The organism is Brevibacillus humidisoli (genome assembly GCF_020923435.1).
In the GTDB taxonomy this organism is placed as follows: domain Bacteria; phylum Bacillota; class Bacilli; order Brevibacillales; family Brevibacillaceae; genus Brevibacillus_E; species Brevibacillus_E humidisoli.
The window spans coordinates 4,093,998-4,113,400 of sequence record NZ_CP087263.1; the positions used below are offsets into that span (position 1 = coordinate 4,093,998).

Consider the following 19,403-nt stretch of genomic DNA (forward strand, 5'->3'; position numbering starts at 1 on the left):
TTTACCCGCGAAAAGCTGATAGCGCGCCATTGATCTCTCTAGTCTGATGGTACACCCGTTTATACACGCTGTACAGATTGTGGTATCGCTCAACGTTCTCCTTGATTGGCTGATGAGTGGCAACAGGCTGTATGAAACGCTCTGCACACTCCTCCAGGGAAGAAAACCATCCGCAGCCGTAGGCCGCCAGCATGGCCGCACCGACCCCCGGCCCTTGTTCACTGGCAAGTTTGACGATCCGGGCATTAAAGATATCTGCCTGCATTTGCAGCCACGTCCGGTTTTTGGCACCGCCGCCAATGGAGATGATCGTATCGATCGTTTTTCCGCTCTTTCGGAAGATCTCTACACTCTCGCAAAGAGAGAAGGTAATGCCCTCGATCACGGCACGCACAAAATCTATTTTTCGGTGAGCAGCATCGAGTCCGATAAAACTTCCCCTTATGACAGCGTCTGCATGCGGTGTCCGTTCCCCTACCAAATACGGCGTATAAAGCAGCCCGTTTGACCCTATCGGTACCTGATCTACTCCGCTTAAGAGCGTGTCAAAATCCTCCTGTTCCGCGAACACCTGCTTGAACCAGCTCAAGCTGTGACCAGCCGACAACGTAACGCCCATCGTGTAGTAGGCATTTTCTTTCGCATGGTTAAAGTAGTGAACTCTTCCTTGAAAATCACGCGCTTTGCTTGCTTCGTAGGACAGGATGACACCAGACGTTCCGATGCTGCACAGCGTCTTGCCGTCTGATAGAATGCCGGAGCCGATTGCGCCGCAGGCGTTATCCGCACCGCCGGCAAACACTTTGGTTGCAGGCGACAGTCCTGTCCGCTCCGCGAAGGCAGGGGTGATCGTGCCGACGCATTGATGGGATTCAACCAACGGCGGACACAGTCCGGGGTCCAGATCGAGCAGCTCGCAAACGGTTGTGCTCCATGTTTTTTCTGCCACATCCAACAGCAGCGTACCCGCGGCATCCGAATACTCCGTTTCGATCGTCCCTGTCATCCGATAGCGCAGGTAATCCTTAGGCAGGAGGAACCAGGCAGCCTGTCTGAAGAGTTCCGGCTCATGCTCTTTTACCCATAGCAGCTTAGGCGGGGTAAATCCCTCCAGCGCAGGGTTTTTGGCAATCTCCAGCAGACGTTCTCTGCCCACCCGCTCATAAATCTGTTGGCACTGCCGGGAGGTCCTGGTATCGTTCCAGAGAATCGCGTTGCGCAATACCCGTTTCTGTCTATCCAACAGCACCAGGCCGTGCATCTGCCCAGAAAAGCTGATCCCCTCAATATCCGCCACGTTCCCTGCAAACTGTCGAACCAACTCCCCCATCGCTTGGGTCGTCTTTTCCACCCATGCCTCCGGAGATTGTTCGCTGTACCCGTGCTTCTCCTGGATCAATGGATAGGAAGCCGAGACCTCCCCGCATACTTGCCCCTCCTGACTGAGCAGCAGCACTTTTACCGCACTGGTCCCCAGGTCGACTCCGATTACGTATTTCATCTGCCGATCACCCGCTTACTGCGTTCGGCACATCCAGCAGATACTGATTGAGAAGCGACTTGATTCGCTCCAATCGACCAGACGTATTCCGGATCTCCGTCAACTGCATGGCATGTGCCTCCAGCTTGTGAAAGTTGGCTTTCCCCTCAACGATCTCTTTGCCGATGCCTTCGGAGTAGCTGGCGTATCGCTGGGCGATCAGATCTTCCAATACGTTGTCTTGGATTAGGCGATGGGCTGCCAGCAATCCGATGGCGAAGCTGTCCATCCCGGCGATATGGGCATAAAAGAGATCATCCGGCTCAAACGATCCTCTTCTCACTTTTGCATCAAAGTTCAATCCGCCTCTTCCCAGTCCGCCATTCTGCAAAATCTCGTACATGGCAAGGGTGGTCGCGTACAAATCGGAAGGGAACTCATCTGTATCCCACCCCAGCAGCAAGTCTCCCTGGTTGGCGTCGACGGAACCAAGCATGCCATGCAGCCGGGCAACTCGCAGCTCGTGTTCAAACGTATGTCCGGCCAGCGTGGCGTGATTGGCCTCGATATTAAACTTGAAGTGATGATGCAGGTCATAGGTTTGCAGGAAAGCCAGCCCGGTGGCGACATCAAAATCATACTGGTGCTTGGTCGGTTCCTTCGGTTTCGGTTCGATCAGGAACTGCCCGTCAAATCCGATCTCTTTTGCGTAGTCGACCGCCATGTGCAGGAAGCGGGCGAGATTGTCCAATTCCAGCTTCATATCGGTATTCAGTAAGGTTTCGTATCCTTCACGGCCACCCCAGAACACATAGTTTTCTGCCCCCAACTCTTTACCGATTTCCAGCCCTTTTTTCACCTTGGCGGCAGCATACGCAAACACATCGGCATTGCAGGAGGTGGCGGCGCCATGGACAAACCGGGGGTGCGAAAACATGTTGGCCGTGTTCCAAAGCAGCTTGGTCTTGCTGGTTTTCATGTACTCCTTGATCATCGAGACAATCGTGTCCAGGTTCTGATACGTCTCCCGCAGCGTGCTTCCCTCCGGTGCGACATCCACGTCGTGGAAACAGAAAAACGGCACTTGCAGCTTTTCAAATAGTTCAAACGCTGCTTCCACACGGGCTTTGGCCAAATCGATCCCCTGGAAGCGATCCCATGACCGCTGCATGTTGCCCGCTCCAAACGGATCCGTGCCATCATGCGTAAACGTATGCCAGTAGGCCACAGCAAAGCGGAGGTGTTCCTCCATCGTTTTTTCGCCCACTTTAGCTTGTGGGTTGTAGTACTTGAACGCGAGCGGATTTTTCGATTTGGGTCCTTCGTATTGGATCTGATCGATATTTTGGAAATAAGCCATCGCTGATTCCTCCCCCTCTTGGCATCGTATTATATCTGATAAATAGCTGGTCGCCGCATCGTCTTGCCTGAAGAAAGCGGCACATCGATCTGCGGCCAACTGCCGTTGGACACGGTGACAACTTCCGCCCCCGTTGCTCCAACCAAGATCGTATCTTCCGACTTTGTTCCGCGGATCGAAGGATTCCAGGCAAACGCCTGATTGGGCAACACCTGATAACGCTGCGGCGGTGTAATCAAGTAGTCGCGATTTCGATATCCGATCGCTCCTCCCTGATGATGCCGCACCCATTCCCCGTCAAAGCCCACTTCCGCATACAAGGCTTTTACACGCTCAAACAATTGGTCAGTATAAACCCCTGGTCGTGTGGCATCAATCATCTCAGCATCAATCATGGCAGTCGCGACAAAGGTTTTGCCAAGATCGTCAGGCGGCTGCCCCACACAGACCATCCTCGTCAAGGCGATTATCAGTCCTTTGTACCGGACACAAGCTACCACCATGCCCTTTTTGCGTAATGGCTGAGCTGTCGGAGTGGGATGGCGGTAGGAATCAAGCCGCTCATCACAGGCAACTAACGTGACAGTAGGGATCAGCCCCTGCGATAGATAGATATGATGCAAACCAGCTGCAATATCCCATTCTGTCTGTCCGGGCCGCAAGCTCATGCAGTACTGTTCGGTCAAGCGGGCCACCTGCTCTCCCGCGTATCGGTACCGTTCCACTTCCAACTCCGTCAAAGCAAATCGCAGTCCCGCCAACCTGCTTTCCAGGATCATCCCATCCACCAGTTGATCAGTAGCCACCCTGCCGTCCCCTATGATCCGTCTTACCTGGGAGGCGATCTCGTCGTACCATGGGTACTCCACCATGGTGAACGGCAGATCATACACTTCTTCTCTCGCTATTCTCGGCATCTCAATCGTATTGGCGAGCAGATAGCACTCCTGATCGGTGACTAGCAGTGCACACTCGCCCGCTTCGCTGTTGTACGGAATGCCGTTATGGCCGCCGCTGGTCAACCAGGCAAAGGAATCCTGGCGCTGCAGAAAAACGGCATCGAATTGATTGGCTTCCATAAAGCGCCTGACCCGCTTCAGCTTCTGTTCTACATCCCTCACTCTGTCGATAGCTGTTTCTTTCGTTTCCATCGCCTCCTCTCTGCTTCGCCCCTTTCCGCCGTCGCCTTGCTAGGCCGTTTGCTTCTTGCTGGAGATGTCAATCCACACCGCTACGATCAAGATCAGCCCTTTTACGATAAACTGCCAAAAGGTTTCGATATTCATCATGCTCATGCCGTTATCGATACTGGCCATGATCAGGGCTCCGATGATCGCACCTACGATGTTTCCTCTTCCGCCCATCAGACTGGTTCCGCCAATCACGCATGCAGCAATGGCATCCAGTTCGTACATCTCACCCGCACCAACCGTTGCTGCATTCAGCCTGCTAGTCAAAATCACACCGGCCACCCCGGCGAGCGCACCCATCAAGATGAAAACAGACAGCACATTCCGCTTGATGTTGATTCCCGACAGCAGAGCTGCCTCTACGTTGCCGCCGATGGCGTACACGTACCTGCCGAACGCTGTTTTCACGGCGAGAAACAGGAAAACTGCAGCCAGCAGGAGGACGATCAGCATCGGGACGGGGATGCCGTAGTAGCGATTTAACATGTAAGTGAGCAAGAGAATGAAGAGCGAGTACATCGTCACTTTCCCGTAATCGATGAGCGCCGGCGGCACATGCAGGCCTAGCCGTTCCCGTTTTTTCCGGGTACGGGCCGTCCAGCCGTACAGCAACAAAATGCTGAGGGCGGCCAATCCGTACCCCAAGCCGTAAGGGAGGTAACTGTTCCCGATCTGCTTAAAGCTTTCCTCCAGCGGGGCAATGGTCTGTCCCTTGCTGAGACCAATGAGGCCCCCCCGGAAAATCAGCATACCGCCCAATGTGACGATGAAGGCGGGTACCGCCCGGTAAGCAACCCACCATCCCTGCCACAACCCCAAAATCGCTCCGACAACCACGGCAGAAAGCACGACCAAATAGGTGTCCCATCCGTACCAAACCTGTAGAATCGCCGCAATCCCACCGGTTAGTCCAACCATGGAGCCTACCGACAGATCGATATGTCCCGCCACAATCACCAGCGTCATGCCGATAGCGAGGACAGCGATGACCGACATCTGGGTGAACAGGTTGGAGAGGTTTCGCGAAGAGAGGAACTCACCGCCCGTACAGACGCCAAAGATGATCGCGATGATCACCAGTGCGATGACCAGTGTGTAGGACTGCAGATCAAAGGTAAAGCGAAGCCCGCTTTTTTGCTTGCTCTGCGTACTGTGTTGTCTGGACTGTTCAAGATTCACGCTTTATCCCCCCTGTCGCATAGGCCATGATCTTTTCTTGTGTCGCCTCTTCCCTTGAAAGTTCACCGGTGATGCTGCCTTCACACATCACGAGAATCCGATCCGACATGCCGAGCACTTCCGGCAATTCCGACGAGATCAACACGATACCCACTCCCTGCTCGGCCAGTTCATTGATGATCTTGTAGATTTCGTACTTTGCCCCCACATCGATTCCCCTTGTCGGTTCATCCAGGATCAGAATCTTGGGGTCGTTCAACAGCCATTTGCTGAGCACCACTTTTTGCTGGTTGCCGCCACTCAACTGACTTACCTTCGCTTTGAGGTCAGCTGCTTTCAGCTTCATCTTCCGGGTCATCTGGTCGGCATGCTTCACTTCCAAGGCATCGTCAATGACCCGAAACTTCATGACCTTCCTGAGGGAAGCCAGTGTGGAATTCTGAATGATATCCATGCCCAACACCAGCCCATATCGCTTACGGTCTTCCGAGACATAAGCGAGTCCGGCCCGGATGGCATCGGCAGGAGTACGGATGGCAGCCTCCCGCCCCTCGATTTTGACCGTTCCTTGCTGTTTTCCGTTGAATCCCCCAAACAAGCTGGTAAAAAGCTCTGTTCTACCTGAACCCATCAAGCCTGAGATGCCCAGGATTTCTCCTCGATTCAGCGAAAACGAAACATTGTGGATCACGGTTTTTCCCGTATCCGCTTTGGTGACGCTGTAATTCTTCACGTCCATGATGGTAGGGCCAACTGCACGCCGCTGGTATGGAAACAGTTCTGTCAGCTCCCTGCCGACCATCTTGGTTATGATTTTTTCTTCCGTCAGTTGATCGATCGGATCGGTGCTGATCGTTTTCCCGTCCCTCAGCACGGTAACGGCGTCAGCGAGCTCCATCACTTCGCCCAGTTTGTGCGAGATGTAAATACAAGTGACCCCTCTTGCTTTCAGCTCCCGCAAGATGCTTTTCAATATCTCAACGTCACTCTCTGTCAAAGCGGCAGTGGGTTCATCCAGAATCAACAGATCCGCTTTTTTGGTAAGCGCCTTGGTAATCTCGACCAGTTGCTGCTTGCCTACCGTTAGATCACCCACTTTGGTTTCTGGATCAATCTCCAGTCCCATTTGATCCAGCCATTTTTGGGCTTCCGCGTACAGTTGATTCCAGTCGATCAGTGGACGTCTCATCAGTTCATGGCTAAGAAAGATATTTTCCGCCACCGTCATCTCCGGAACCAGTGCCAACTCCTGATAAATGATCGCGACACCAGCATCTTGCGACTCTTTGATCGTACGAAACGCCACTTCACTCCCGTTGATCACGATCTGTCCTTCGTAGGTGCCGGACGGGTATAGTCCGCTCAAAATCTTCATCAGTGTTGATTTCCCGGCACCATTCTCACCGCAAAGTGCATGAATCTCCCCTTTGCGCACGGAAAACGTTACGTTATCCAAGGCGCGAACTCCTGGAAACTCCTTGGTTATTCCTTTCATCTGAAGTGCGTACATGTGCCTGTAACCTCCTGACGAGTAAAGGGGAAGGGAAAGGGGGGATTCGTGAATTCCCCCTTTTCGCTCCGAGGTCGAAGAGACCCCACTCCCTGGTCGTTATGGACGCGATGGACGCTGATCTTCCGGTACGTTTTTGTAAACGTCGTCATAGGAGTGGAAACCGTCCTTGATCACTGTATCGATCATATTCTCTTTGTCTACCATGATCGGGTCCAGCTTGATAAACGGTACATCGATCTTACCGTTGTTGACGGCCCCTGACGCCTCCACCTTTTCTCCTTTGGCCAGCTGCACGGCTACTTCAGCAGATTTTGTTGCGATTGTCTTGATCGGCTTGTACACCGTCATCGACTGTGTTCCTTCTACAATGCGCTGCACCGCCGCCAAGTCGGCATCCTGTCCCGATATGGCCACCTTTCCGGCCAAACCTTGAGCGGCAAGCGCCTGGATGGCACCACCTGCCGTACTATCATTGGAAGCGACAATCGCATCGATCTTGTTTTGATTCGCCGTTAAAGCGTTTTCAATAATCGTCAGCGCTTCTGAGGCCTGCCAGTCTTTGGCCCATTGGTCGCCGACTACGGTAATGTCACCCTTGTCAATCAGCGGCTGCAAGATATTCATCTGTCCTTCTCTAAACATCTTTGCATTGTTGTCAGTCGGAGAACCGCCAAGCAGGAAATAGCTCCCCTTCGGCACCTGCTTCACGATGTACTCTGCCTGCATTTCTCCCACCCGTACGTTGTCAAAGGAGACATATGCGTCAATGTCCGAATTGTTGATGAGCCGGTCGTACGCCAAAACAGGAACGCCCTCCTGCTTTGCCTGATCTACGACAGTCGACAATGCGTCGGAGTTATTGGCTATGATGACCAGCACGTCGATCCCTTGCGACAGCATGTTCTGGATTTGCGACAACTGTTTCGCGTCTTCTCCGTTCGCCGATTGAACCAGCACTTCCGCTCCCAGTTCTTCTGCTTTCTCAACAAAAATATCCCGGTCGTGCTGCCAGCGTTCCAGTGTCAGGTCAGATACGGACAGTCCGATCTTGATTTTTTCGGCCTGGCTGTCTGCCTCACCCGCCTCCTGACCATTGCTCTGATCGGCAGGATTGGTACCGCTTCCATTTTGCGGCGCAGCATCTTGCCCGCAGGCCGACAACACCAATGATAAAACCAAAACCAAGCAAATAGACCATACAGACTTTACCGCATGTTTCACCCAACATCTCCCCCTTGCTCTTGTTCAGATAGTTTGTAACTTTCATACGCATTATAACAAAGGGAAACTTTGTTTGTCCATTGGATAAACAAAGTTTATAATTTTTTCATGACCTGTGCTACAATGAGTGAGAGGCGCAAGAATTTTTGGATAGTACCAGCATATAACAGGATTTCAAATGACCCGTTAAACCAGATTACGTTAATTAGGTGAGAAAAGATGATCACATGGAATCAGCATTTAGTGAAGAAGAGCAACAAATCCCTTGTGCTGCAGACCGTCAAAGAACAGGCTCCGCTGTCTCGCGCGGACATCTCGCAGCGTTCCGGATTAAACAAGGGTACGGTTTCATCGCTCGTACATGAGCTGATCGAAGAGCAATTAATCTACGAGATCGGCCCAGGCGAATCAAGCGGCGGCAGAAGGCCCGTCATGCTGCTGTTCAACCAGCTGGCGGGATATGCTGTCGGGATTGACCTGGGTGTCAACTACATTCTGGGCGTATTGACGGATCTGCAGGGCAACATCGTCAAAGAAACCAGTGTGAACTGCAGCAGTTCTACCTTTGAAAGCATGATCCAGCACCTCAAGGAGACGATCCAGTCGCTCATCGATGCTGCTCCCGACAGCTACTATGGTATTGTCGGCATTGGCGTTGGCGTGCCGGGCATCGTCGATAAAGAAGGGGAAATCCTGCTGGCCCCAAACCTTGGCTGGCGAAACATTGATCTCAAAGAGCAGATTGAACAGCACTTCCATCTTCCGGTGATCATTGACAATGAAGCCAATGCAGGGGCATACGGTGAGAAAAAGTTCGGCGCCGGACAAGACGTGGACAATCTCGTCTATATCAGTGCCGGTATTGGCATTGGCGTCGGCTACATCTTTAATGGTGAGTTGTATCGGGGTCTCAACGGTTTCTCTGGGGAAATGGGTCACATGATCATAGAAGTCAACGGGAAACCCTGTCGCTGCGGAAGCAAGGGGTGTTGGGAACTGTATGCTTCCGAACAGGCACTGCTCACTGAAGCAGAGCAGTTGAAACCGCTTGGGCAGCAATCAGAAAAGCCATCATTGGAAACGTTGCTTGAGTTGGCCCGCCATCGCAACAAGGAGGTGCTGCAGTTATTTGAGCATATCGGCAGCTACCTGGGATTTGGGATCAACAATATCATCAACTCTTTTAACCCGCAAAAAATCGTCATCGGCAACCGATTGGCGATGGCTGAGGAATGGCTGAAAGAACCGGTTGAACGGGTTATTGAAAGCCACACCCTGCCGTTTCACCGTGTGGATTTGCAGCTTCATTTTTCAAAACTGTCTACCTATTCTGCTGCGCTTGGGGTTTCCGCCTTTGCGACGGAAAATTTTCTGAGAGCAGAGCTGCATGAGAAATAGATAGGGACGAACATTACTGGGGTTGGTTGCAATACCGTAGGGGAAAAGAGAGCTTGACGGTATTTAGCTTTGCACGTACAGAGTGGGGGCGCAAAGAGAAAAACAGGTAAGCTCGGCTCGTGCCAGTGCCTGCGGGGAAGCCGGGATGACCGATAAACCGAAATGAACAAACCGGAACTCCTTTTCTACTTGGAGTTCCGGTTTTGTTCTGCACAAATCTGGCGGTATCTCTCTACAAACTGGCGTGCTGCCTGTTCAATCTCTTGTGGGGTTTGATAGTTGTACAGCGCACTGCCTATGCCTACGCTGACGGCCCCGCTGCGGAAGTAATCTTCCATGTTGTGCAGGTCTACGCCGCCGGTCGGCATCAGCGGGATATGTCCCAGCGGCCCTTTTACATGTTTGAAATAGTCGGGTCCAAGTGTTGCTGCCGGAAATACCTTGACGACGTCTGCTCCCAGCTCATAGGCGGCCAGGATTTCTGTCGGGGTCATCGCCCCTGCCGCTACCGCAACGCCATATCGATTGGCCATCTTCACTACGTCCTCTTTGACCACCGGGGTTACGATAAAATCGGCTCCCGCCTCGATCGCTCGTTTCGCGGTTGGCGCGTCAAGTACCGTACCCGCACCGATTAGCAGCGAACGGTCAAACTGTTCTTTTAATCGTTGGATACAGGCAAAACCATCAGCCTGTTCCACTGTAATCTCAACCGCTTCAATACCGGCCTGATGCAGCGCAGTTACGATCTGTGAGACTGTATCCGGCTTCATTTTGCGCATCACCGCAACAATCCCTGCTCGCTGCAGCCCTTGCAGTGTCTCTACCCGCTTCACCTTGAGTCCCCCTCCGCATGATTAGTCTAAAGATAGCACGGCCTTGATCAACTGCCGGTTCCCCTGGATCTCGCCAAAACGCTCGGCTGCCGCTGCAAACGGCACGGTCTCCGAGATGAAACGGACCGTATCGATCTTTCCTTGTTCCATATTGCGAATCACGTATTGGAAATCTTCTATCGTCGCGTTGCGGCTCCCCATCAACGTCAATTCTTTTGCATGGAAATCCGGGTCTGAAAAACTGATCTGGTCTTTGACCAGCCCGACGAAAACCAGCTTGCCCCCGTGAGATACAAGGTCAAACGCGTACATCATCGACCCCTTGTGCCCTGTCGCATCGAACACAATCGTGGGGTACTCTCCGTTGTTTACCTGCAGGATCCTCTCCGCCGGCTGGTTTGACGCCAGGACCGTATGATCGGATTCCGCCCACTGCTGGCAGAATTGGAGCCGCTCTATACTCATATCCATCGCAATCACATTGGCTCCCTGCAGTTTGGCAAACCGGGCCACGCCTAACCCAATCGGTCCCGCCCCGATCACCAGCACGGTCTCCCCAGGCTGAATCGCCGCCCTGCGCACTGCGTGGGCGCCGATACTGAGCGGTTCCACAATCGCTGCTTCTTCCCATGTAAGATCGTGTACCGGGATCGCATGCGAAGCCGGCACCTTTATCCACTCTCTCATTCCACCATCCAGATGGACCCCTAATACACTCATCTTGGTGCAACAGTTGGTTTTGCCGCTGCGGCAAGCCACGCAATTCCCGCAGTGCATATAGGGAACAACCGACACCTTATCTCCTTTTTTGACGGTGGAAACAGCCCGCCCTACTTCGGAGACCTCACCAGACAACTCATGACCGAGAATCCGGGGATAGGTGAAAAACGGCTGATTCCCGTTGTAGGCATGAATGTCTGTACCACAGATACCAATTCGCTTTACCTGCAGGATTACTTCATCATCCGCCGGATGGGCAGGCGCTTCCGTTTCTACCAGCTCCATTTTCCCCGGTTCCTGACACACGATCGTCTTCACTGCTCTCCACCCTTTCCATGTCAAAGCATACTACTGCAGCCCGGTAACGCCCCAGCCGCTCTCTTGCAAGGCGGCGCGAATCCCGTGCTGCTCGATTGCGACGAGCTGCTCCGCCACTTCTTTTACCAGGCCGTCAACTTGGGTCAAGTCATGGCCCCAGAGGCTCTCCTGTGCCAGACATGCGGCGACCACCTGCTCTGCCACCGGTTCGATCTGGTCCACATCCTTCCACAGCGCTTCCATCTTTTGCAGGAAATCGCCATGATCCCTGATTTCGTACTCACCGCCGTCGCGCTCTCCGATATAACGATCTGTCTCTATCCGTTTGGGTCGGTAAAAGGCGAGCAAGGCAGCTAACCCAAACACAAGCCCCCTCGGCAGCTGTCCTTTCTTTTCTCGATATGCCAACAGACTAGGCAGCACCCTTGTTTGAAACTTGGACACACCGTTCAGGCTGATATCCAGCAGGCGATGATGCAGATATGGATTGGCGAAGCGCTCCAGCACATCGTCGATATAACAAAGTGCCCGATCCCGATCGATACCGCGCAGTGTTGCCGTGATTTCCTCTGTCATCACGTCCAGCACATACTGTTTGAACAGCGGGTCCTCAACCGCTTCTTTCACCGTAGTTGCTCCGCCCAAAAAGGCAACGGCAGCCATCAGCGTATGAGGCGCATTTAACAGCTTAACTTTTAGCTCCCGGTAATCGTCGATCCGGTCAAAGTAGACACGCAGTCCGGCTTTGTCAAACGGCAGTTTCTGCTGTACCTGCTGCGGCCCCTCAATTACGAACAAGTGGTAAGGCTCTGCCGCTGTCAGCAGCTCGTCTCTGTAGCCGAGCCGTTCTTGATAGCGTTGCGCTTCACTATGCGGATACCCGGTCACAATCCGATCCACCAGCGTGTTGCAAAAGACGCACGATGTTTCTACCCAGTCGAGAAACGAATCGGGCAGCTGCCAGTACACTGCGACCCGCTGGCACAACTGCTTCAGGACCGCCCCGTTTTCCTCAACCAGTTCGCAGGGCAGGATGATCCAGCCTCTGTCAGGTGCTCCTCGGAAATGTTGATAACGGTGGTACAAGAGGGCGACCAGCTTTCCGGGAAACGACAGCGGCGACTGATCGGGATCATACGGCTCCTCCAGAAACTGCAGCCCTGCTTCCGTCGTGTTGGAGATAAGAAACTCAATAGATGGCGATTCTGCCGCCTGCAGCGCTTCCGACCAATTCTCATAGGGGTTGATCCCTCTGCTGATCGAGTCGATCACTTCCAGCTTCTCGACTGCCCTCCCCTGCTCCATACCGCGCAGGATCAGCGTATACAAACCGTCCTGCCGATTTAGCTTCGGCACCACTTTTCCCCGAGGCGTTGGCTGGATGGCCGCTACTCTGCCGCGAAAGAGACCTTGTTTGTTCATTTCATGGATCATCCAGTCAATAAAACCGCGCAAAAAGTTGCCCTCGCCGATCTGCAGCACACGCTCCGGCAAGTCGGCATGCGGTGTGTAGTCCAGCTCTTTTGCCGCAGCAGCGGAGGCGCTCTCGCGGTTTAAAACTGGCAGGTTTTGCTCCATTTTGCCACTCTCCTTACAGGGTCACACCATCTTTGAAAATGGCAATCTCTTTGTATCCGTACTGTTCGTTTTTCGTCCGCTCCTTGCCCGTGGCGAGATCCAGCAGGTACCCAAACAACTCATCCGTAACCTTTTCCATGGAACCGTTGTCCAATAGTTTTCCAGCGTTGAAATCGATCCAGTTTTTCTTCCGCTCGTACAACGCGGTATTGGTTGAAATCTTCACCGTCGGTACCGGTCCGCCAAAAGGGGTGCCTCGTCCTGTTGTGAACAGCACCATTTGACAGCCTGATGCGGCAAGAGCCGTAACCGAAACCAGGTCATTTCCCGGTCCCTGCAGCAAGCTAAGGCCGGTGGCGCGTATCCGCTCACCGTATGGCAGCACGTCGTCGACGCGGGCAAACCCGCCTTTTTGGACACAGCCGAGCGATTTTTCCTCCAGCGTCGTAATGCCGCCTTTTTTGTTTCCAGGCGATGGATTCTCATAGACGGGCATGTCGTACTTGATAAAGTACTGCTTAAATCTGTTCACCAGCTCTACGATTTGTTCAAACACCTGCTCATCTTTAGCCCTCTCCATCAGGATCGTCTCCGCCCCAAACATTTCAGGCACTTCCGTCAGTACCGTGGAGCCGCCAGCTGCGATCAGTTTGTCAGAAAAAGCGCCGACGAGCGGATTGGCGGTGATGCCGGACAATCCGTCTGAACCGCCGCATTTCAACCCCACTTTCAGCTTGGAGACCGGTACTTCCTCGCGGGTAAACTGTGCTGCGTATGCAGCCAGCTCCTGGATCAGTTCCAGTCCCGCCTCCATCTCATCTTCTACCTGCTGCACGCTTAAAAACTTGACTCTCTGCTCATGATGCGGCCCAATCACGTCCCGGAACAAATCGATGTAATTGTTTTCACAGCCAAGCCCCAGCACGAGCACGCCGCCGGCATTTGGATGCTGCACGAGTCCGGCCAAAATCTTTTGTGTGTACACCAGGTCATCACCTAGCTGAGAACAGCCGTACGGGTGCGGGAAATGATGCACGCCGTCCAGGTTGTCTGCCTGAATCATCTGGTTGGCCGTGCGAGCCAAGTTTTCCGCCACTTTGTTGATGCATCCGACGGTGTTGATGATCCAGATCTCGTTGCGGATGCCGACATCGCCATTCTCCCGCACATAGCCGGCAAACGTCGCGTCTCCCCTCTGATCGGCAGGAGTTAGCTGCTCGGACTTCGGCAAATAGACATACTCCAGTTCGCCTTCCAGATTGGTTTTCACGTTGTGCGTATGCACCCACTGCCCTGGGAGGATATCGGTAGTCGCGTGTCCGATGGGAAAACCGTACTTGATGATGTTGGAGCCTGCAGCGATGGGCTCACAAGCTATTTTGTGGCCGCTCGCGATCTCTTCCTTTACCTCGAGCCTATGGCCGGCGACCTCTATCATGTCTCCCGGTTGCAGATCCTGCAAAGAGACCCATACATTGTCCGCTTGGTGGATTTGGATTGCTTGGTGGATTTGGATTGCTTGCCGTTTTCCGCTTGTCACACTTTCACCTCTTCTCGTTTGCTGTAGCTGTTAGAACAGTTCGGACGGCAGCCAGAGTGAGATGCTGGGTACAAAAGCAATCACCAAGGCCGCTATGATCAAAAGAGCGAGGAAGGGAAGACTCTCTTTGGCGAATTCCTCGATTTTGGTACCGGTGATCGAACAAGTCGTAAACATGATCGTGCCGAGCGGCGGGGTGAGCGTGCCAATGCTTAAACACATAATGAAAAAGATCCCGAAATGAACCGGATCGATCCCATACGCCTGCAGCATCGGCATGAACAATGGCGTCAAGATGATCAGCGCCACATTCCCTTCCACAAACATCCCCACGATCAGCAAGAAAAGCAGCACCACGACAAAGAACATCTCTGGAGACGAGATTATCCCAACCATAAACTGCGTCAATGTTTGCGGTACCTGTTCAATGGTCAAAATCCAGGCAAAGGCAGACCCGGCGGCCATGATAATCAGGATCGAAGCCGATGTGTGGACCGTCTCGACCAGCGCATCCAGCAGGTGCTTCGGCTTCATCTCCCGATAGATCAGCAGACCCAGCAACAGCGCATACAACACGGCGATCGCTCCTGCTTCTGTCGCACTAAAGATCCCGAAGCGAATCCCGCCGATAATAATCACCGGAAGCAGGATGGCCAGTATCGCGTCCTTGAAGGAACGAAAGAACTCTCCTCCCGTAACCCGTTCTTTTTTATCCGTCTCAAAGTTCTGTTTTTTCGCAACAAAATGAACGTACAGCATCATAACGAGGCAAAGCACGATGCCTGGAACGATACCAGCGAGGAACAGCTTCCCGACCGAAACATTGCCGACATACCCATACATGATGAGCGCGATGCCCGGTGGGATGATCGGGGTAATCAGCGAAGAAGCAGCCGTCAAAACGGTTGAAAACGACTTCGGATATCCACGTTTCACCATCTCCGGCACCAGCACCTTGGACTGCATCGCCGCATCTGCAATATTGGAACCAGACAACCCGCCCATCATCGTACTGAGGATCACATTTACCTGGGCCAAGCCGCCGGGCAGCGGTCTGGTAATCACCTGGGCGAAGTTTAACATCCGGTTGGTAATCCCGGTGTAGTTCATCAAGATGCCTGCGGTGATAAAGAATATGATCGCCAACAGCGGAACGGATTCAATTCCGCCCACCATTCGTTGGATCAGGACAGCGCCGGAAAAAGAATCACTGGTCAAAAAATAAATCGACGAACTGGCGATCAAGGCAAACGATATCGGGACGTTGATCAAAAACAGGACGAGCAAGACGATAAGGGTAATGGTTAGTGTCATCGTTAGCAGCTCCCTTCCTTGCTTCGTTTCCACGGCCCCGTCTCAATCAACCTGCGTGTAAAATGAACGGTCGACAGGATGGCGCCAAAGGGAACGGCCAGATCGATCAGCTGATAACTAATCCCCAGTACCGGTGTCACTTTTTCCCCTGCCTGTGCCATCAACTCGTAACCCAGTACAAGCAGAATCCCGATCAGCACGTAATAGATCACGCCCGCACGCAGCATCTGGGACACAGCGGAAAGAGGCTTTGGCAGCTTCCGTACAAAGTAGTCGATGCCGATATGGCCATCCCGCTTCATCGTCGAACTAATCCCGACAAAAACGAGCCAGACGAACAAGCCAAGCGTAACCTCTTCGGCCCAGGCGATCGGACTGTTCAGCACAAAGCGGCAGAACACATTTACGATGGTTAAGAGAATAATCCCGGTCAAGCTGACGACCGAGAGGACATCATCAAGTAAGACCAACCATTTTTTCAGCATATGGATCCCCTCCCGAGAAGAGGAAGCCTTTTGAAAACAGGCTCCCTCTCACACTTTGGATCAGCGATTCTGAAGCAGTTCTTGTACCGTCTCATACAGATTGGGGGACCATTCAGGAAATGCGGTGTAGACACTCTTCGCTTTCTCCTTGAATGCATTCAGATCCACTTCGTTTACGGTAATTCCCTGCTGCTTGAACTCTTCCAGTACTTTTGCCGACTCCTGCTCGACGATCTCTTTTGCGTACTCGCCCGCTTCGTCGCCTGTTTCCTTGAGAATCTTCACCAGATCTCCCGGCATCGTCTCCAGGAATTTGGTTCCGGCGATCCATGGGCTAATAATTTTGGTATGCTCGGTCAGTGCCAGATATTTGGCTACCTCATGCGTTTTGGACCCCTGCAATACCGGCAGCGGGTTCTCCGCACCATCTACAAGCCCCTGCTGCAGAGAGGTATACAGATCGGCCAACGGCATCGGGGTCGGCGTTGCTCCTAGTGCTGTAAAGGAGTTGATGTACATGTTATTGTTGGGCACCCGGATCTTCATCCCTGCCAAATCTTCCGGTGTCTTTACTTCCTTCACGGTCATAAGATGACGCTTCCCGTAGATCGTATTGGTGGTGACAATGTCCACGCCCTTGTTGTTCAGTTGAGACTCCAGATCCTGAAACCAATCCGTTGTCGTCAGATAAAACAAATCATCAAAATCCTCAGTCAAATAAGGAGCTGTCAAAATCCCCAGATCGGGAACGTAATCCATCAAAAAGTCGTAACCGGTCAGGATGACGACATTATTCCCCATGATCGCCTGCTCCACTACATCCTTTTCAGAGCCCATCTGGGAACTTGGGAACAGTTTTAATTCCAGCTGCCCGTTGCTGCGCTCTGCCGCCAGCTCTTTCCATTTATTCGCCAGCTTGTCAATGGGTTCGCCAGGCTGGTTTCCATACGCGATGTTGACCACGTATGTTTTGCCCTCTGCACCTGCGTCCGGACTTTCCGTGTTTCCTGCATTTTCTGCGCCTCCTCCGCTATTGCCGGAAGAGCAAGCCGCTAAAGCAAATGTAAGTACGATCGATAGAACGATACTTCCCCATTTCCCAAGTTTCTGCATGTTTGTAAAACCCCTCTTTCTCGTTCTCTTCTAGTTGAATACGTTTGCAATACCTGATGATCAAACTTGTTCGCCTTCCTCCTCCATCTCTCACCTCCACTGCAGAATCAAAGCGCTTACAATCACACCTGTTGCTGCCGCCCTTGGCGGCGTTGTCTATCGGTCTACCACGACTTTTTGACCGAGAAAAACCTTTACTTCGTCCATGTACGGCAGGCCTTCGTTGTCACCTGAGACGCCTACCACCAACGCACCCACCGCATTCGCCAGCTGCAAACAATCCCGCAGGTTCCACTGATGCAAGAGTCCATACAGATATCCTGCGGCAAACCCATCTCCTGCACCAACCGTATCCACAACCTTGCTGACAGCCGCAGCAGGGGAGTGCATAACCTGGTTGTGCCGACTTGCGATAGCTCCCCGCTCTCCCTGCTTCAACACGATGTGATCAATCCCCAGGCTCTGAAAAGCCTGAAACACCTCATCCGGCTCAGATGTTCCGACGAGAATCTGAGCCTCCTCTTCCCCTGTCAGCACGACATCGAGAAAAGGCATGAGCGCCAGCAGCTTCTGCCGTGCCTTCTCTGCACTCCACAGTTTCAAACGGATATTGGGATCAAAGGTCACTGTTAAACCATTCGCTTTGGCCAGCTTGACCGTATGAAGCAGCACCTCGTAATTGCTCTCGCACACAGCCGGAAAAACCCCTGAGATATGCAGAATCCTGGCTTGTTTCAGATAATCGGCATCGATATCTTGCGGAGTCATCGAGCTGGTCGGCGATTGCTGCCGGTAGTAATAGGAGTTGGTTCGGCCATCTTCGAATATCTCTTTGAAATAAACAGAGGTAGGACATCCATCCACGAACTGCACCTGTGAAGTGTCGATCCCTTCTCCCCGCACAAAGTTTAGGGCGAACCGACCAAACTCATCATTCCCCAAGCGGCTGATCCAGCCCGCTTTCAGACCTAATCGGGCACAGCCGATGATCACATTTAGCTCTGCTCCACCCACCTTCTTTTCAAAGGAATGGACAAAGCGCAGGGGTCCCGTAGTAGACGGGTTCATCGCGATCAACGCATCCCCTATGGTTATCACGTCCAACAATCGTATCTCTCCTTATCCATCAACAAGTCTTTGATCCATTTCCAAACGTCAGGTTGAACTTCGAATGATAAGTTCGGGTGTAAATCGATAGACCCGCCCCTCGTCCTGCCTGCCCTCTTTGACTTGCCTCAAGAGAAGTTCACCCGCCCTCTTGCCAATCTCAAATGCCGGCTGACGGACGGTTGTCAGCGGTGGGTCGTAAATTTCCGAAAAGGATACATCGTCAATGCCGACCAGTGCCAGTTGATCTGGTATGGCCAGGTTAGCCGCTTTGGCAAACTTCAGAATCTCCATCATCGTCAAATCATTCCCTGCAATCAGCGCCTCTGGAGGATCAGACTGCGCAAACATACGCTGCAGCGTTTGCTTCATGTCGGAGATTTCCACACCTGCGTAATCACTTTCCCGTACAGGGAGGCTGTGTTTGTTCAGACTCTTTTTAAATCCGTTAATCCTCTCCATCCGCGGGGTGATGTTGCGATGCAGGGATGTGGTAATCATGCCGATTCGTCGATACCCTTTACTGATGAGGTGATCGACAGCCAGCTCAGATGCCCTCTCGTTATCCAGCAAAACTGTATCCACTCTGACATCCTTCACGATCCTGTCCACGAAAACAAGCGGATACTTCTCTTCCACCATCGATTCGTAGAGCTCCATGTTTCCCCCGGTCGGGAACACAATCAGTCCGTCCACCTGCTTGGCCCGCAGCATGTCGATATAGTTCTTCTCCGCTTCCGGGTTGTCATCGGCATTGCAGACAATCACGTGAAAGCCGGATTCTCTGCAGAAGTCTTCTATCGAGCGAATCACCTGAGTCGAAAACGTATGCAAAATATTGGCGACAATCACACCAATCGTCGAGGTCTGTTTTTGCTTCAAGCTTTTTGCGACATAGTTGGGCCGATACTGTAGCGTTTCGATAGCGTTTTCAATGCGCAGCTTCGTTTCCTCACTCATGTACTCGAAGCGATTGTTGATATACTGGGATACTGTGCTTTTCGAGACATTTGCCATGGCGGCCACTTCGGCCATTGTTACTCGTTTCATA

16 protein-coding genes are annotated in these 19,403 nt (G+C 52.7%); 1 reads left to right on the top strand and 15 read right to left on the bottom strand.

Annotated features, from left to right (window positions below; translation table 11 throughout):
- Position 1: 1 nt before the first annotated feature.
- The 6 genes from xylB to xylF all read right to left on the bottom strand — a co-directional run bounded on the left by xylB (position 2) and on the right by xylF (position 7,943).
- Positions 2-1,501 (bottom strand): xylulokinase, encoded by a 1,500-nt coding sequence (gene xylB, locus LOK74_RS19955; RefSeq protein ID WP_230043743.1) that lies wholly within the window; start codon positions 1,499-1,501, stop codon positions 2-4.
- Between the two features lie 7 nt (positions 1,502-1,508).
- Positions 1,509-2,840, bottom strand: coding sequence for a xylose isomerase (gene xylA / locus LOK74_RS19960; RefSeq protein ID WP_230043744.1), 1,332 nt, complete (start codon positions 2,838-2,840; stop codon positions 1,509-1,511).
- Positions 2,841-2,869: 29 nt separating this feature from the next.
- The gene (locus LOK74_RS19965) at positions 2,870-3,991 is read right to left on the bottom strand and encodes a M24 family metallopeptidase (protein ID WP_230043745.1); all 1,122 of its coding nucleotides are present in this window, start codon (positions 3,989-3,991) and stop codon (positions 2,870-2,872) included.
- A gap of 39 nt (positions 3,992-4,030) precedes the next feature.
- Positions 4,031-5,209, bottom strand: a complete 1,179-nt coding sequence (locus tag LOK74_RS19970) for a sugar ABC transporter permease (protein ID WP_230043746.1) — start codon at positions 5,207-5,209, stop codon at positions 4,031-4,033.
- Positions 5,199-6,719 carry a xylose ABC transporter ATP-binding protein gene (locus LOK74_RS19975; RefSeq protein ID WP_230043747.1) on the bottom strand — a complete coding sequence of 507 codons (1,521 nt, stop codon included), beginning with the start codon at positions 6,717-6,719 and terminating at the stop codon, positions 5,199-5,201. The genes LOK74_RS19970 and LOK74_RS19975 overlap by 11 nt, the downstream gene beginning before the upstream one ends.
- Positions 6,720-6,818: 99 nt before the next feature.
- The gene (xylF, locus tag LOK74_RS19980) at positions 6,819-7,943 is read right to left on the bottom strand and encodes a D-xylose ABC transporter substrate-binding protein (RefSeq protein WP_230043748.1); all 1,125 of its coding nucleotides are present in this window, start codon (positions 7,941-7,943) and stop codon (positions 6,819-6,821) included.
- 219 nt (positions 7,944-8,162) lie between these two features.
- On the opposite strand from xylF, the gene LOK74_RS19985 reads away from it, so the two are divergent.
- Positions 8,163-9,341: an ROK family transcriptional regulator gene (locus tag LOK74_RS19985; RefSeq protein WP_230043749.1), complete on the top strand. Its 1,179-nt coding sequence runs from the start codon at positions 8,163-8,165 to the stop codon at positions 9,339-9,341.
- 185 nt (positions 9,342-9,526) lie between these two features.
- Here the strand turns inward: LOK74_RS19985 and LOK74_RS19990 are convergent, their stop codons facing one another.
- From LOK74_RS19990 to LOK74_RS20030, 9 genes are all read right to left on the bottom strand, one after another.
- Entirely contained in the window at positions 9,527-10,177 is a 651-nt protein-coding gene (locus tag LOK74_RS19990) for a bifunctional 4-hydroxy-2-oxoglutarate aldolase/2-dehydro-3-deoxy-phosphogluconate aldolase (protein WP_230043750.1), read from the bottom strand.
- Positions 10,178-10,198: 21 nt separating this feature from the next.
- Positions 10,199-11,215, bottom strand: coding sequence for a zinc-binding alcohol dehydrogenase family protein (locus LOK74_RS19995; RefSeq protein ID WP_230043751.1), 1,017 nt, complete (start codon positions 11,213-11,215; stop codon positions 10,199-10,201).
- Between the two features lie 30 nt (positions 11,216-11,245).
- Positions 11,246-12,793 carry a tagaturonate reductase gene (locus tag LOK74_RS20000; RefSeq protein ID WP_230043752.1) on the bottom strand — a complete coding sequence of 516 codons (1,548 nt, stop codon included), beginning with the start codon at positions 12,791-12,793 and terminating at the stop codon, positions 11,246-11,248.
- A gap of 13 nt (positions 12,794-12,806) precedes the next feature.
- Entirely contained in the window at positions 12,807-14,333 is a 1,527-nt protein-coding gene (locus LOK74_RS20005; protein ID WP_230043753.1) for a UxaA family hydrolase, read from the bottom strand.
- A gap of 30 nt (positions 14,334-14,363) precedes the next feature.
- A complete protein-coding gene (locus tag LOK74_RS20010) occupies positions 14,364-15,647 on the bottom strand; it encodes a TRAP transporter large permease (RefSeq protein WP_230043754.1) in 1,284 nt (427 codons plus the stop codon).
- A gap of 2 nt (positions 15,648-15,649) precedes the next feature.
- Positions 15,650-16,132, bottom strand: coding sequence for a TRAP transporter small permease (locus LOK74_RS20015; protein WP_230043755.1), 483 nt, complete (start codon positions 16,130-16,132; stop codon positions 15,650-15,652).
- A gap of 60 nt (positions 16,133-16,192) precedes the next feature.
- Positions 16,193-17,245 (bottom strand): C4-dicarboxylate TRAP transporter substrate-binding protein, encoded by a 1,053-nt coding sequence (locus LOK74_RS20020; protein WP_230043756.1) that lies wholly within the window; start codon positions 17,243-17,245, stop codon positions 16,193-16,195.
- 156 nt (positions 17,246-17,401) lie between these two features.
- Positions 17,402-18,343: a sugar kinase gene (locus LOK74_RS20025; protein ID WP_338148677.1), complete on the bottom strand. Its 942-nt coding sequence runs from the start codon at positions 18,341-18,343 to the stop codon at positions 17,402-17,404.
- 57 nt (positions 18,344-18,400) lie between these two features.
- On the bottom strand, positions 18,401-19,402 hold the full coding sequence (locus LOK74_RS20030) for a substrate-binding domain-containing protein (protein WP_230043757.1): 1,002 nt from the start codon (positions 19,400-19,402) through the stop codon (positions 18,401-18,403).
- Position 19,403: the final 1 nt, after the last annotated feature.

What these genes read in the sequence shown, in the direction of transcription:
- xylB (WP_230043743.1), bottom strand. Translation starts at nt 1,501, where the DNA reads ATGAAATACGTAATCGGAGTCGACCTGGGGACCAGTGCGGTAAAAGTG.
- xylA (WP_230043744.1), bottom strand. Translation starts at nt 2,840, where the DNA reads ATGGCTTATTTCCAAAATATCGATCAGATCCAATACGAAGGACCCAAA.
- LOK74_RS19965 (WP_230043745.1), bottom strand. Translation starts at nt 3,991, where the DNA reads ATGGAAACGAAAGAAACAGCTATCGACAGAGTGAGGGATGTAGAACAG.
- LOK74_RS19975 (WP_230043747.1), bottom strand. Translation starts at nt 6,719, where the DNA reads ATGTACGCACTTCAGATGAAAGGAATAACCAAGGAGTTTCCAGGAGTT.
- LOK74_RS19985 (WP_230043749.1), top strand. Translation starts at nt 8,163, where the DNA reads ATGATCACATGGAATCAGCATTTAGTGAAGAAGAGCAACAAATCCCTT.
- LOK74_RS20000 (WP_230043752.1), bottom strand. Translation starts at nt 12,793, where the DNA reads ATGGAGCAAAACCTGCCAGTTTTAAACCGCGAGAGCGCCTCCGCTGCT.
- LOK74_RS20010 (WP_230043754.1), bottom strand. Translation starts at nt 15,647, where the DNA reads ATGACACTAACCATTACCCTTATCGTCTTGCTCGTCCTGTTTTTGATC.
- LOK74_RS20015 (WP_230043755.1), bottom strand. Translation starts at nt 16,132, where the DNA reads ATGCTGAAAAAATGGTTGGTCTTACTTGATGATGTCCTCTCGGTCGTC.
- LOK74_RS20020 (WP_230043756.1), bottom strand. Translation starts at nt 17,245, where the DNA reads ATGCAGAAACTTGGGAAATGGGGAAGTATCGTTCTATCGATCGTACTT.
- LOK74_RS20030 (WP_230043757.1), bottom strand. Translation starts at nt 19,402, where the DNA reads ATGAAACGAGTAACAATGGCCGAAGTGGCCGCCATGGCAAATGTCTCG.